At 72.8% G+C, this 14,402-nt stretch carries 12 protein-coding genes; 8 read left to right on the forward strand and 4 right to left on the reverse strand.

All coding sequences use genetic code 11. The annotated features are described in order from the left end of the window. Positions 1-165: 165 nt before the first annotated feature. Both OIB37_RS28545 and OIB37_RS28550 read left to right on the forward strand, forming a co-directional pair. The gene (locus OIB37_RS28545) at positions 166-813 is read left to right on the forward strand and encodes a ScbR family autoregulator-binding transcription factor (RefSeq protein WP_330460482.1); all 648 of its coding nucleotides are present in this window, start codon (positions 166-168) and stop codon (positions 811-813) included. A gap of 22 nt (positions 814-835) precedes the next feature. Continuing rightward, complete coding sequence (locus tag OIB37_RS28550) at positions 836-2,041, forward strand: damage-control phosphatase ARMT1 family protein (protein WP_330460483.1); 1,206 nt, start codon at positions 836-838, stop codon at positions 2,039-2,041. Here the strand turns inward: OIB37_RS28550 and OIB37_RS28555 are convergent. Further along, entirely contained in the window at positions 2,018-3,280 is a 1,263-nt protein-coding gene (locus OIB37_RS28555; RefSeq protein WP_330460484.1) for a cytochrome P450, read from the reverse strand. The two genes, OIB37_RS28550 and OIB37_RS28555, sit on opposite strands and share 24 nt — an antisense overlap. Further along, on the reverse strand, positions 3,277-4,068 hold the full coding sequence (locus tag OIB37_RS28560; protein WP_330460485.1) for an alpha/beta fold hydrolase: 792 nt from the start codon (positions 4,066-4,068) through the stop codon (positions 3,277-3,279). Before OIB37_RS28560 ends, OIB37_RS28555 begins: the two co-directional genes overlap by 4 nt. Positions 4,069-4,311: 243 nt before the next feature. On the opposite strand from OIB37_RS28560, the gene cyc2 reads away from it, so the two are divergent. Beyond that, positions 4,312-6,471 carry a germacradienol/geosmin synthase Cyc2 gene (gene cyc2, locus OIB37_RS28565; protein WP_330460486.1) on the forward strand — a complete coding sequence of 720 codons (2,160 nt, stop codon included), beginning with the start codon at positions 4,312-4,314 and terminating at the stop codon, positions 6,469-6,471. Between the two features lie 113 nt (positions 6,472-6,584). On the opposite strand, the gene OIB37_RS28570 is transcribed toward cyc2, so the two are convergent. Continuing rightward, a complete protein-coding gene (locus OIB37_RS28570) occupies positions 6,585-7,316 on the reverse strand; it encodes a CTP synthase C-terminal region-related (seleno)protein (protein WP_330460487.1) in 732 nt (243 codons plus the stop codon). Positions 7,317-7,409: 93 nt separating this feature from the next. Between OIB37_RS28570 and OIB37_RS28575 the strand changes: the two genes are divergently transcribed. From OIB37_RS28575 to OIB37_RS28590, 4 genes are all read left to right on the forward strand, one after another. After that, positions 7,410-8,276 (forward strand): LysR family transcriptional regulator, encoded by an 867-nt coding sequence (locus OIB37_RS28575; protein ID WP_330460488.1) that lies wholly within the window; start codon positions 7,410-7,412, stop codon positions 8,274-8,276. A 192-nt stretch (positions 8,277-8,468) separates the two neighbouring features. After that, complete coding sequence (locus OIB37_RS28580; RefSeq protein ID WP_330460489.1) at positions 8,469-9,143, forward strand: PDZ domain-containing protein; 675 nt, start codon at positions 8,469-8,471, stop codon at positions 9,141-9,143. Positions 9,144-9,428: 285 nt separating this feature from the next. Continuing rightward, positions 9,429-10,556, forward strand: coding sequence for an aminopeptidase P family protein (locus OIB37_RS28585; RefSeq protein WP_330460490.1), 1,128 nt, complete (start codon positions 9,429-9,431; stop codon positions 10,554-10,556). A 55-nt stretch (positions 10,557-10,611) separates the two neighbouring features. Beyond that, entirely contained in the window at positions 10,612-11,622 is a 1,011-nt protein-coding gene (locus tag OIB37_RS28590; RefSeq protein ID WP_330460491.1) for an aminoglycoside phosphotransferase family protein, read from the forward strand. A 174-nt stretch (positions 11,623-11,796) separates the two neighbouring features. Here the strand turns inward: OIB37_RS28590 and treZ are convergent, their stop codons facing one another. Next, the gene (gene treZ / locus OIB37_RS28595) at positions 11,797-13,542 is read right to left on the reverse strand and encodes a malto-oligosyltrehalose trehalohydrolase (protein WP_330460492.1); all 1,746 of its coding nucleotides are present in this window, start codon (positions 13,540-13,542) and stop codon (positions 11,797-11,799) included. Between the two features lie 175 nt (positions 13,543-13,717). Here treZ and OIB37_RS28600 point away from each other — a divergent pair, with 175 nt between their 5' ends. Beyond that, positions 13,718-14,269, forward strand: coding sequence for a DUF1707 and FHA domain-containing protein (locus tag OIB37_RS28600; RefSeq protein ID WP_330460493.1), 552 nt, complete (start codon positions 13,718-13,720; stop codon positions 14,267-14,269). Positions 14,270-14,402: the final 133 nt, after the last annotated feature.

Consider the following 14,402-nt stretch of genomic DNA (forward strand, 5'->3'; position numbering starts at 1 on the left):
GAAGTCGTCGCGCACCCGTGAGCGAGGGACGGAACGGCCCCTGACACCATCCGGTGTTCCCTCACACCCGGCCGACTCCCGCTGCCGGTCGGTGAGTTATCGTATGCGAGCGGTGAAAACAAACCGCGTGTCCCGTTCGTTCATGCCATGAGGAGGGGCCGGTCGATGGCGAGGCAGTTACGCGCTGAGCAGACCCGGGCAACGATCATCACGGCCGCCGCCGACCTTTTCGACCGGCAGGGGTATGAATCCACCAGTCTGAGTGACATCGTCGGGCACGCGAAGGTCACCAAAGGGGCGTTGTACTTCCACTTCGCCGCCAAGGAGGACCTGGCCCACGCCATCCTGGAGCTCCAGGCCATGGCGGCCCAGCAGTTGGTGGCGGACGTCGAGAACCGCGGCTGCTCCTCGCTCGAGGCCCTGATGCGCACCACGTTCGGGGTCGCCCGGCTCGCCGTGGACGATCCGGTGCCGCGCGCCGCGCTCCGCCTCGCCACCGCGGACCTCTCCGTACGGCCGCCGCTGAGGCACCCCTTCACCGAGTGGCTGGACTTCGCCACCCGCAAGTTCTCCGGCGCGGTCAAGGAGTCCGACGTACACGCGGACCTGGACGTCGCCGCCGTGTCCCACTCGCTCGTCTGCTTCTTCGTCGGCACCCGGGTCGCCGGCCGTTCCCTCGAACCGGTCGAGCGGCTGCCCCGCAGGACGGCCGAGATGTGGTTCCTCATGCTCCGGGGCCTGGTCCCGGTGCACCGCCGCCCCCGCTATCTGACCCTCGCCACGCAGCTGGAGCGGGAGATCAGAGCCGGCTGACCCGCGCGATACGGTGGCGGACATGCCCGAAACCCCCGCCGCGCCCGTGATCCTCGGCGACGAACCCGGCTCGTTCCCGCACAGTGTGCTGGCCGAACGGCACCCCGCGATCATCCGGCAGGTGCGGGACGCCTTCCCGTACGGCCCCGGGCAGCACCACGCGCTCGACGCGCTGCTGCGGAGCTGCACCGAGGGCGTGATCGAGCCGCTGCCCGAGGGCGCGCACGACCGCGACCTCTGGCGCGCCTGGGGCCTGGACACCTACGCCGGGCAGTCCTGGTTCGACGTGCCCTGGCTGTGGTCCGAGAGCTACTTCTACCGGCGACTGCTGGAGGCCGTCGGTCACTTCGGTCCGGGCGCGTGGCAGGGGATCGACCCGTTCCGCCCGTTCAAGCGCGCCGAACTCGACGCCAAGGAGACGGACGAGGAGCTGGCGGCGCTCGACTCGCTCGAGGGCCGTCCGGCCGCCGAGCGGGGCCGTGCCCTGCTGCACGGCTCGCTGTGGGGCAACCGCGCCGACCTCGGCTTCCGCCTCTCCGCCGCGGGCGCCGGGACCCAGGAGCCGGTCCCCGCCCTGGTCGCCGACGACAGCGAGACGCTGTGGTCGCTGCTGCCGCCCGCCGGAACCGGAACCGGCACGCTCTGCCTGGTCGCGGACAACGCGGGCCGCGAACTCGTCCCCGACCTGCTCCTGATCGCCCACCTGCTCGCCGAGGGCCGGATCGGCCGCGCGGTCCTGCACGTCAAGCCGTACCCGTACTACGTCTCCGACGCCACGACCGCCGACGTGGTCGACGCGCTCACCCGCCTCCGCTCGGCGCCGGGCGCGGCCTCCGGGTACGGGCGACTGCTCTGGTCGGCGATGGCCGACGGCCGGCTCGTCGTGCGCGCCCACCCCTTCTCCGGTGGACCGCTGCCGTACGCCGACATGCCGGACGACCTGCGCGCGGAGTTCGCCTCGGCGGTCCTGACGATCGTCAAGGGCGACCTCAACTACCGCCGTCTGGTGGGCGACCGGATGTGGCCGCCGACCACGCCCTTCCAGGAGGTGACCGCGTACTTCCCCGGCCCGGTCGCCTCCCTGCGCACCCTGAAGTCCGATGTGATCACCGGCCTGTCCCCGGCCACCGAGGCCGCGCTGGTCGCGGCGGAGGGACAGGCCTGGCGCACCGGCGGCACACACGCGCTGATCCAGGTCAACCCATCAAGTGACGGTCAAGGGCAGTGACTTGATGCCGTTGATGAAGTTGGAGACGAGTCGCCGCGGCGGCCCGGCCGGGCGGAGCGCGGGCAGCGTGCGCAGTACCTCCGCGTAGAGCAGCCGTAGCTGGAGCCGGGCGAAGTGGGCGCCCAGGCACACGTGCGGGCCGTCCCCGAAGGAGACGTGCGGGTTGGGCGTGCGGGCGAGGTCGAGCCGGTCGGGTGCCGCGAAGACCCGCTCGTCCCGGTTGGCCGAGGCGTGGAACACCACGACCTTGTCGCCCTGGCGGATTTGCCGCCCGGCCAGCTCGGTGTCCCGCTCGGCCGTCCTGCGGAAGGACAGCACCGGTGGGTGCCAGCGCAGCAACTCGTCCACCGCGGTGCCGAGTTCCGCCTTGCCGGCGCGCAGGAGATCGTACGACCGCGGATGCTCCGCCAGTGCGAGCAGGCCGCCGGGGGCCGCGCCGCGCACGGTGTCGTTGCCCGCGACGGTGAGCAGGAAGAAGAACATCTCCAGTTCGGCGGAGCCGAGTTCGGCGTCGTGCGCGAGGGTCGTCATCACGTCGTCGGCCGGGTAACGCCGCTTGTAGGCCGCCAGTTGCCGGGCGTACGCGAACATGTCCCGCAGCATGGCCGGAGAGCGCGGGTTGACCGGCCTGCCCGCTCCGTCCAGCGTCGGCGTGCCGGCCTCGTCCGGGTCCTGGTAGCCGATCACCCGCTGCGTCCAGTGCAGCAGCAGCCGCCGGTCGCTCTCCGGAACCCCCAGCAGATCCGCGAGGTTGAGCAGCGCGTACTCGTCGGTGACGGCGCCCACCAGATCCACCGTGCCGTCGCCGGCGTCCGCCGCGTCGCGTGCCCGCGCGAGCAGCGTGCGCGCCCGCCCGCGTGCCACGGCCGCGAACCGGTCGACGCGGCCCGGTGTGAACGCCCGGCTGACCAGGCGCCGCAGCCGGCCGTGCTGCGGCGGATCCTGGTTGAGCATCATGCTCCTGATGAACGGCAGGTCGTCCGGGTCGGGGTCGCGGATCTGGGTCGCGCCGATGTACGACGAGTACGTCGCCGAGTCCTTGAGCACCCGCACCACGTCGGCGTGCCGGGTGACCGCCCAGAACCCGGGCCCGGCCGGCCAGCCCAGCACCTCGGGCTCGTCCTGCCAGGCCACCGGGTGCTCGTCGCGCAGCACCCGGTAGTCGGCGTACGGCACCCCGGCGGCGTACCGGCGCGGGTCGAAGACGTCGGGTGCCGGTGCGGCCTCGCGTACGCTCACCCTCGCGCGCCCGCATCGGTGGTGTCCTCCCGCAGGAAGTCCTCCACCACGCGGATCAGTTCCAGCGGGGTCTCGTCCATCGCGTAGTGTCCGGCGCACGGCAGGACGGCGAGCCGCGCGCGCGGGTACCAGGACATCCACGTCTGCCGCATGAGGTCGGCCGACAGTGCCGGATCGAGCTCCCCGGCCACCGCCAGCGCGGGCACGTCGCTGCCCTCGACGTCCGCGCGGAAGTCGTCGCCCGCCCAGGAGTCGAGCCACGCCCGGAACGCCTTCACGTCACTGCACTCCAGCGAGCGGTCGACCATCCGGTCGAGCCAGGCGGCGGGACGGTGGCCGCCGGTGGTGACGTCGAGGATCGCGCGCCGGTTCTCCGGCCTGTGCGCCGCGTCCGCGAACAGCACGCCCTGCTCGCCGGGGAGCGGCAGCCCCGAGGCGGGCACGGGGGAGACCCCGACGATCCGGCGCAGCCGCTGCGGAGCGACCGACAGCAGGCGCTGCGCCACCGCGCCGCCCATCGAGTGCCCCACCACCGAGAACCGCTCCCAGCCCAGCTGGTCGGCCACCCCCACCAGGTCCACGGCCGCCTCGGTGGTCGTGTACGAGCCCACCGCCTGCCTGGCCGCGCCGTAACCGCGCAGGTCGACCAGCGCGTAGGTGAACGCGGCGCGGTCGAGGTCCGGCAGGACGGGCGCGAAAGCGGAACGGTCGGCGAGCCAGCCGTGCACGGCGAACACCTTGTGGGCGCCGTCGCCGTGCACCTCATGGGGCAGTACGAAGGAGGTCATGCGCCTACCGTGGCCCGCCCGCGGAAGCTCGGCAAGGGCGCGTACGGGCGTTCGCCTGAACGCCCCCTTCCCCTCGCTGCCTTGGCCCACCCGCGCGCCGACGGCCTCCGCCCCCTGCCTGCCGGAAACCCTTAACGCCACACATACCGGCGGAAGTTCACTGTTTCCGCGAGGGTTCACGCGATGGTGTGATCATGTCCCCGCGAGCGGATGCCGTTCCGGGGGCACGGGTAGGGCCTGGCCATGACGCAGCCGTTCGAACTCCCGCACTTCTACATGCCGTACCCCGCGCGGCTGAACCCGCATGTCGACGAGGCACGGACCCACTCGACGGCGTGGGCGCGCGAGATGGGCATGCTGGAGGGGTCCGGGGTCTGGGAGCAGTCCGACCTGGAGGCGCACGACTACGGGCTCCTGTGCGCCTACACCCACCCCGACTGCGACGGCCCCGCCCTCTCGCTGATCACCGACTGGTACGTCTGGGTTTTCTTCTTCGACGACCACTTCCTGGACATGTACAAGCGCACCCAGGACCGCGCCGCGGGCAAGCACCACCTGGAGCGACTCGCGCTGTTCATGCCGCTGGACCCCGGCGCCCCGATGCCCGAGCCGGAGAACCCGGTCGAGGCGGGGCTCGCCGACCTGTGGACGCGCACCGTGCCGTCGATGTCCGCCGACTGGCGCCGGCGGTTCGTCGTGGCCACCGAGCATCTGCTCAACGAGTCCATGTGGGAGCTGTCCAACATCAACGAGGGCCGGATCGCCAACCCGGTCGAGTACATCGAGATGCGCCGCAAGGTGGGCGGCGCGCCCTGGTCGTCGGGGCTCGTGGAGTACGCGACCGCCGAGGTGCCGGCCGCCGTCGCCGGTACCCGGCCGCTCAGGGTGCTCATGGAGACCTTCTCCGACGCCGTCCACCTGCGCAACGACCTCTTCTCCTACCAGCGGGAGGTCGAGGACGAGGGCGAGAACAGCAACGGAGTGCTCGTGCTGGAGACCTTCTTCGGCTGCACCACCCAGGAGGCCGCCGAGACCGTCAACGACATCCTCACCTCACGCCTGCACCAGTTCGAGCACACCGCGCTCACCGAAGTCCCCGCCGTCGCCCTGGAGAAGGGGCTCAGGCCCGACGAGATCGCCGCGGTCGCCGCCTACACCAAGGGACTTCAGGACTGGCAGTCCGGCGGCCACGAGTGGCACATGCGCTCCAGCCGCTACATGAACAAGGGGGCCCGGTCCGACTCGCCGTGGCAGCTCCCGAGCGGCCCCGGCACCTCCGCCATGGATGTCGGCGCGCTGCTCGCCTCCGCCGCGGCCGAACGCCTGCGCGCCTACTCCCACGTACCGTTCCAGAAGGTCGGCCCCTCAAAGCTGCCCGACTTCTACATGCCGTTCCCGTTGGAACTGAGCCCGCACCACGACGCCTCCCGCCGCAACCTCGTCGCGTGGTCGCACCGCGTGGGCATCCTGGAGGAGGGCGTCTGGGACGAGGACAAGCTCGCCGCCTACGACCTCGCGCTGTGCTCCGCCGGCCTGGATCCGGACGCCACGCCCGAGGCCCTCGACCTCAGCGCCCAGTGGCTCGCCTGGGGCACCTACGGCGACGACTACTACCCACTGGTCTACGGCCACCGCAGGGATCTGGCCGCCGCACGGCTGACCACGGCCCGGCTCTCCGAGTGCATGCCGCTGGAGGGCGAGCCGACCGTGATCCCCGCCAACGCCATGGAGCGCGGGCTGATCGACCTGTGGGCCCGTACGACGGCGGGGCGGAGCGCCGAGGAACGGCGCACCCTGAAGACGTCCGTGGACATGATGACCGAGAGCTGGGTCTGGGAGCTGTCCAACCAGATGCAGAACCGCATCCCCGACCCGGTCGACTACCTGGAGATGCGCCGGGCCACCTTCGGCTCCGACCTCACCCTGAGCATGTGCCGCATGGGCCAGGGCCCCGCGATCCCGCAGGAGGTGTACCGCAGCGGACCCGTCCGCTCCCTGGAGAACGCCGCCATCGACTACGCCTGCCTGATCAACGACGTCTTCTCGTACCAGAAGGAGATCGAGTACGAGGGCGAGGTCCACAACGCCATCCTCGTCGTACAGAACTTCTTCGGCATCGACTACCCGACGGCGCTCTGTGTCATCCACGACCTGATGACCCAGCGCATGCAGCAGTTCGAGCACGTGATCGCGCACGAACTGCCCCTGCTGTACGACGACCTGCGGTTGTCCGAGGAGACGCGCGAGGCCATGGGCCGCTACGTGCTCGACCTGCAGAACTGGCTCTCGGGCATCCTGCACTGGCACCGCGAGGTCGACCGTTACAAGGCCGAGTGGCTCGGCCGCCGCGCCCACGGCTTCCTGCCCGACCGGGCACCGGGCCCGGTGCAGCTCGTCGGCTGACGTCCGGGACGCTCCGGACACCGGGACGCCTCGGGGCCTCGGACAGCGGGATGCTCCGGACTCCGGTGCCGCCGCGGCTGCCGCCGACCGTCCCGCCCGCTTTCCGGTCCGCTTCAGGCGGTCCGGCACGCCCGCGCGGCGTGCTCGACCGCGGCCTGGGCCAGGGCGCGCACGACCGGGTGCGGACGCGAGCCGTCGCCGGACAGCTCCGGCTGGAAGAGGGTGCCCAGGAAGAAGGGATGGTCCGGCAGTTCGGCGACGCGGACCTGGCCGTCCTCGTCGTGCCCGGAGAACCGCAGACCGTGCGCGCTCAGCGTGTCGAGGTGGCGGGAGGGGCCGTACGCGCAGAAGTACCGCTCGACCGTGCGCGCCGAGCCGATCACGGAGTGGGCCAGCGAGCCCGGCTCCAGGGTCACCGCGGCCTCGTGACCGATCAGCGAGCAGGCCAGCGGCTCGATGAGGGGGTCCTCGGTGCCGGGGTCGTTCTCGGCGTGCGCGACCCGGGCCAGCCCGCACACGTTCCGGGCGAACTCCAGCAGCGCGTGCTGGAAGCCGCCGCACGTACCGAGGAACGGGATGCCCTCCTCGCGCGCGGTGCGGACGGCCGCGAGGACACCGGCCTCGCTGCGGTACGGGCTGCCCGGCAGCACCCACACGGCGTCGAACCCGCGTACCGCGCCCTCGGCCTCCGCCTCCTCGGACGGGATCCAGTAGGCGTCCAGGACCAGTCGGTCGCGTTCGGCGAGCGCGTCGAGCAGGAGGGGGATCCGGGTGTGCGAGACGACGTTGGGGGAGCGGTCCCCGACGAGGGCGATGGTGGCGGTGCGAGCCGCGGTGTTCGTCATGCCGTTCATCCTGGGCGGCGCCCGTGGTTCACGTCCAACGATGATTCCTGGACGCTCGATAAGCGTTTCTGATGGAGTGGCATCCTGTCCGGCATGGACCCGCACCTGCTGCGCACGTACGTCACCGTGGCGCGCCTCGCCTCCTTCTCCGAGGCCGCCCGCGAGCTGGGCTACACCCAGTCCGCGGTCTCCCAGCACATCGCCGCCCTCGAACAGGACCTCGGCGCGCCCCTGCTCACCCGGCGCCCGGTCACGCCCACCGCTGCCGGTGAGCGCCTCCTGGAACACGCGGGCCCGCTGCTGCTGCGCCTGGACGCGGCCCGCGTCGACGTCGTACGCATGGCGGCGGCCCCCGCGCACGGCCTGACCCTCGCCACCACCCCCACCGCCCTCGGCCCCCGCGTCCTCGCCCTGCTCCCCGCGGCCGGCGTGACGCTGCGCGTCCTCACCCGCGACGACATCCCGGCCGCCGTCGCCACCGGCACCGCCGACCTCGGTCTGGTCGACGGCCTCGCCGCTCCCAGCGACCCGCTGAGGCTGCCCGACGTGGCGCCGCTGACGGTTCACGGGGTCGACGAGGAACCCGTCGCCGTCCTGCTGCCCGCCGGACATCCCCTGGCCGGCCGTCCCGGCCTGCGCCTCGGCGACCTCGCCGACGCCCGCTGGATCGACGCCCCGGACGCCGGCCTCCCGCTCGCCCAGCTGCGTGCCGTGAACGGCGGGGGCGCCTTCCGCCCGGCCCTGCGCTACGAGGGCACCGACCTGCGTACCCTCACCGCGCTCACGGCCGCCGGCCACGGCCTCACCCTGCTGCCCCGCTCCACGGCCGACGCGGTACCGGGCGCTGTCGCCGTTCCCCTCACCGCACCCCGGGTCGTCCACCGCACGGAACTCGTGCACGCGGGTGCCGTCGGCGGCGCGGCGGGGGAGTTGGTACGTGGGGTGAGGGAGGGGGTGTGAGAGAGGGCGGGGCGTGGGGGTGTGAGTGGGAGAGCGGTGGGTGTGACCCGGGAGGTGCACGAAGCGTCCCGCTCGGCACGGGCGTAGCTCTCCGCATGACTACCCTCCGCAACCCTCCGGCCAGTCTCACTCGTTCGTGCCTCGTCGTGGCGGGGTGCCCCGGGTAGAGCACCAGCCGGAGGCGAGCGAACCATGGAACAGACAGTGTTGCGTCCCAAGCCGATGCCCGGCCGGGACCGGTGGTCCAGGCGGGAGCGGGGCGAGAGGGAAGGACGGGGTGAGAGGGAAGGACGGGGTGAGAGGGAGGCGCCGGACCGGGCCGGCGAGCCGGGGGCTTCGACCGCCCTGGTCCGGCGGCCGCACGCCGCTCGCCGGCGTGGCCGGCGGATCAGGACCCTGCTGTTCAGCCTGACCGTCGGCACCGTTCTGGTGCTCTGCGGGATCGGGCTCGGCACGGTGGGCGCCACGGTGATCGGCATGAGCAGGCTGGCCGAGGCACGGGGCCACACCGCGCCGTTCGAAGCTTCGGTGAAGTCCGAGTCCGCCAAGTCCGCCGCGTCCCCGCGGGGCGCCGGGTCAGCGGGCCCGGCCGAGGTCAGGCCCGGCGTCACGCTGGGCGTGGAGGCCGTGGACGCCGAGAACGTGGGCGCGCTGATCACCGGCGTCCACCTGCCCGGCCCCGGCTACACGGCGGGCCTGGTGCGCGGCGACATCCTGCTCCAGTTCGGCGCCGCCCGCATCGACAGCGCCGCCGACCTCGCCCGAGCCGTCGCCCACGGCCGCCCCGGCACGGAGGTGAGCGTCACGGTGCGCCACCACAGCGGGAACTTCCAGCAGTTGACGGTGGTACTGGGCGTGGTGACCTGAGCGCAGTGGGTGGGGGAGGCGGAGTGGGACGGGGGCGTGGACAGGGTCGCGGGCAGGGGCGCGGGCAGGGGTGGCGAGGGCGGTCCGGGCGGTCCGGCCCAGGTCGTCCCCGCCACCCTCCTTCCTCCCGCCCCTCCTCGTTCCTCCCGTAAACCCGCTGGTCACCCCACGCCCCACAGGGGATGATGGCCCCATGCCCACCGCGCGCTCCCGGTCGGCCCGACCGGGCGGGAGACCGTGCGGAACGGCTTCGCCCCGTCACCTCGACCGCGTTCGGAGGCCCGGATGACCGGTAGCACGCCCGCACACTTCACCGCCGACGACTACAAGGCCCGCATGGAACGCGCCGCGCGTGCCGCGGGCGATGCCGGTCTGGCGGGGCTGCTCGTGGCGCCGGGTCCGGACATGGTGTGGCTGACCGGGTACACGCCCACCGCGATCACCGAACGGCTCACCGTCCTCGTCCTCACCCCCGGCCGTGAACCCGTACTCGTCGTGCCCACCCTGGAGGCCCCGGACGCCGAGGAGGCGGCCGGCGCGACCGCGCTGACCCTGCGCGACTGGACCGACGGCAAGGACCCGTACGCGGTCACCGCCGAGCTGCTCGACAGGCGTGGCCGCTTCGGTATCAGTGACAACACCTGGGCGATGCACCTGCTGGGCCTCCAGCGGACGTTGCCGGACACCGGCTACGCCTCTCTCACCGACGCCCTCCCGATGCTCCGCGCGGTGAAGGACGCGGCCGAACTGGAGCTCCTGGCAGCCGCGGGCGCGGCTGCCGACGCAACGTTCGAGGAGATCCGCAACGTTCCCTTCGCCGGGCGCCGCGAGTCCGACATCGGCCGCGACCTCGCCGACCTGCTGCTGCGATTCGGGCACTCCCAGGTCGACTTCACCGTCGTCGGCTCCGGCCCCAACGGCGCCAACCCGCACCACGAGGTCGGCGACCGCGTCATCCAGGACGGCGACATGGTCGTCCTGGACTTCGGCGGCCTGAAGGGCGGCTACGGCTCCGACACCACGCGCACGGTCCACGTCGGCGAGCCGACCGAGGAGGAGCGCCGGGTCCACGACACCGTGCGCGCCGCACAGGAGGCGGGCTTCCGGGTCGTACGGCCGGGCGTGGCCTGCCAGGACGTCGACCGGGCCGCACGCGCGGTGATCACCGACGCCGGGTACGGCGAGTACTTCATCCACCGCACCGGGCACGGCATCGGCGTCACCACGCACGAGCCGCCGTACATGATCGAGGGCGAGGAACAGCCCCTCGTGCCCGGCATGTGCTTCTCCGTGGAGCCCGGGATCTACCTGCCCGGCCGGTTCGGGGTGCGCATCGAGGACATCGTCACGGTGACCGAGGACGGTGGCCGCCGGTTCAACAACACCACCCGTGAGATGGTCATAGTGGACTGAGAGGGCCAAGAGGCACATTCTCGACGGACATCCCGGAACGGCGACCACACGACCCATGACCCAGGCACCGACACCCACTGCCGACACCGTGCGCAGACTCGTGCGTTCGCTGCTCAAGGAGAGCAGGGAGAGCAGGGAGAGCAAGGAGAGCGGGGAGGGCAGGGGCAAGAACGGCGCGGACGGCGGCGTGAGCGCGCACGGCACCGCCGTACCCGACGTCCGCCCGGTCACTGAGGGCCGCGCGTACACCTGGTGGGTCGGCACCCGGCACGTGCTGCGGCTCGCACCCGACCGCGAGGCCTCCCTGCGCCGTCGCCGTGAACTGCGCCTGCGCGACATCGTGCGCCCGCACGTCCCCGTCCCCGTCGTCGTACCGGTCTCCGTCGCGCACGGTGAGTGGGCGCCCGGTCTGGCCTGCACGCTCGACGCCAAGGTGCCCGGGGGCACCACGGACGAGCACGACGTCTCCGCCCTCGGCGAGGCCGATCTCGCCGGACTGCTCACCGGGCTGCGCGCGGTGCCCGTACGGCAGGCCGAGACGCTCGGCGTGCCGCGTACGGCCCCGCGCTCCCTGGAGGCGTTGCGCCGCATGTCCGTGCACGCGGCCGAACGGCTCGCCGCCGCCGACGAGTTCGACCCCGCCCGGCTGCACCAGCTCACCTCGCCCGGCGCCGTCCAGCTCGCCGCTCAGCCCGGTTCCGCCGTGCTCACCCACCACGGACTGGCCGGCGAGCACGTGGTGGTCAGCGCCGACGGGCGGGTCCGCGGCATCCTGGACTGGACCCGGGCCGTGGTCGGTGACCCGGCCGAGGACATCGCCGGTCTCGCCGTCGCCGTCGGCTCCCCGGCGGCCGTCCGCGCCGCCACCCTCGCCGGCTACGGCGCCCGGCCCTGCCTGCGTGGCCTGTGGCTCGCCCGCTGCGACACCGTCCTGCGCCTCGCCGACCACCTGGAGGGCCGCGCGCCCGGCTCCCTGCCCCTGCTGCGCACCCAGTTGCGGCGCGCCTGGGAGCCGATCCTGCTGGAGCGGGTCACCGAGCTGAAGGACGAGGAGACCGAACTCTAGGGGCCTCCTCGCGGGCACGAGCCGAGCCGGGCGCCCGCCCGGCTCGACTCGCCTCCGCAGGGCCTCAGCCCCGGCCCCACTGTTCCCGGCCCAGCATCGGCCTTGCCGTGCGCGCCGTGTCCTCAAGGGCATGCGCGATGCCCCGGTGCCTCCCGCTCGGCGCAGCACCCCCGCTCAGGCCTGCGTCAGCACCACGCACGACTCCCCGGGGACCTGCAGCAGCCCGTCCGGGCCCGGGGCCAGAACCGGGTCCCACGCGGCGAGCACCCGCAGCCGGCCGGTGCCGAGCGGGATCGCCGCCGGCTGCTTGCCGAGATTGACGGCCACGCGGACGTCCCCGCGCCGGAAGGCCAGCCAGCGGCCCTCCTCGTCGTACGCCACCTTCGTGTCGGCGAGGTCGGGAGCGGTGAGGTCGGGCAGTTCGCGGCGCAGCCCGATCAGCCGGCGGTACCAGGAGAGCACGCGCGCGTGGGGTTCGCGCTCGGGCTCCGACCAGTCCAGGCAGGACCGCTCCCGGGTCGCCGGGTCCTGCGGGTCGGGTACGTCCTCCTCGGCCCAGCCGTGCGCCGCGAACTCCCGTCGCCTGCCCTGCCGTACGGCCTCCGCCAGCTCCGGGTCCGTGTGGTCGGTGAAGTACTGCCACGGCGTGCCGGCCGCCCACTCCTCGCCCATGAACAGCATCGGGGTGGACGGCGCGGTGAGCGTGAGCGTGGCCGCGCAGGCCAGCAGTCCGGGGGAGAGTGTGGCCGAAAGCCGGTCGCCCTGGGCGCGGTTGCCGATCTGGTCGTGGGTCTGGCTGTAGCCCAGCAGCCGGTGGGCGCCCACGCGCCCGCGGTCCAGTGGCCGTCCGTGGTCACGACCCCGGAAGGACGAGTAGGTGCCGTCGTGGAAGTAGCCGCGGTTGAGGGTCTTGGCGAGCGCGGCGAGCGGGGCCCGCGCGAAGTCGGCGTAGTAGCCCTGGGACTCGCCGGTGAGCGCGGTGTGCAGGGCGTGGTGGAAGTCGTCGTTCCACTGCGCGTGCAGCCCGAGGCCGTGCTCCCCGCGCGGGGTGATGATCCGGGGATCGTTCAGGTCCGACTCGGCGACCAGGAACAGGGGGCGGCCCACCTCGGCGGCGAGGCCGTCGACCGCCGCCGACAGCTCCTCCAGGAAGTGACGCGCGCGCGTGTCGTGCAGCGCGTGCACGGCGTCCAGACGCAGCCCGTCGAGCCGGTAGTCGCGCAGCCACGCCAGCGCGCTCTCCAGGAAGTACGCGCGCACCTCGTCCGAGCCGGGCGCGTCCAGGTTCACCGCCGCACCCCAGGGCGTCTGATGCGTATCCGTGAAGTACGGCCCGAACGCGGGCAGATGATTGCCCGACGGGCCCAGGTGGTTGTGCACGACATCCAGGACGACACCCAGTCCCAGCTCGTGCGCCCGGTCCACGAACCGCTTCAGCGCCTCGGGACCGCCGTACGGCTCGTGCACCGCCCAGGGCGCCACCCCGTCGTACCCCCAGCCGTGCCGTCCCGGGACAGGGGTGAGTGGCATCAACTCCACGTGCGTGATGCCGAGTTCGGCGAGATGGTCGAGGCGTTCCGCGGCGGCGTCGAGGGTGCCCTCGCGGGTGTACGTGCCCACGTGCAGTTCGTAGAGCACCGCGCCCGGCAGCCCTCGCCCCTGCCACGGCGTACGCCACGCGTACCGCCCGTGGTCCACGACCGCGCTCAGGCCGTCCGGACCGTCCGGCTGGCGGCGCGAGCGCGGATCGGGCAGCACGGCGCCGCCGTCCAGCCCGAAGCCGTAGCGGGTGCCGTCCACGGCCTGCGCCCGCCCTGTCCACCACCCCACCCGCTCCGGATCGCGCTCCAACGCGCGCGTGGCGCCGTCGCACTGAAGCGTCACGCGGTCTGCCTGTGGTGCCCACACGTCGAACTGCACGGACGGTTCCCCTTCGTCTGCTCACAGTGACCCAGCCCGTCCATCGTGCCCGGAAAATGATCAATCCGCTTTCCCAAACGGCGTTTTCCTCGCGGGTGTCGCGGAAGTGGGCGCGGGTGACGGCCGGTTCTCCCGTTTCTGGACACCCGGGGTCCACTGACCGACAATCACGAACGTGACGTCGTCCTTCGAGTTCCCCACGTACCCCGCGCGGCCTTCCGACGCGGAGCGCGACAAGGCGCTGCAGGTGCTGCGAGACGGCGTCGCCATGGGCCGCCTGTCGCACGACACCTTCGTGCGCCGCATGGAACTCGCGCTCTCCGCGCGCGCCTCCGACGAACTCGCCGCCCTCACCGCCGACCTGCCCCACGAGAACCGTCTCTCGCGAGCGGTGCTGGGCACCGTGGAGGCCGTCTCCGGCTTCACCGTACGACTGCGCCGCGCCTGGCAGGCCGAACGGCTGCCGAAGCTGCTCCTGCCGCACCCCGCGCACGACCATCCGCTGCGCATCGGCCGCGACCCGGCCAACGGGTTGCGCCTCAACCACGAGACGGTGTCCCGCGTGCACGCCGACCTGCGCCGCCAGGGCGGCGTGTGGGTCCTCAGGGACCTCGGTTCCACCAACGGCACCACCGTCAACGGCCGCCGCGTGGTCGGCGCCGTCGTCGTCCGGGAGGGCGACATGATCAGCTTCGGGAAGACCGCCTTCCGGCTGGCGGCGAACTGAGCGGTTCCGGGGACGGTTCCCGGCATGGGCTCTGGGTGTGAGTGCGGGTGCGGGTGCCGGGGCCCGGTTGGCGGGTGCCGGGTACCGGGTGAGGCGTCGACGGCTCCTTTCGGGTGAGCCGGACTGGGGGAAA

Origin of the sequence: Streptomyces sp. NBC_00820 (assembly GCF_036347055.1) — a bacterium.
In the GTDB taxonomy this organism is placed as follows: domain Bacteria; phylum Actinomycetota; class Actinomycetes; order Streptomycetales; family Streptomycetaceae; genus Streptomyces.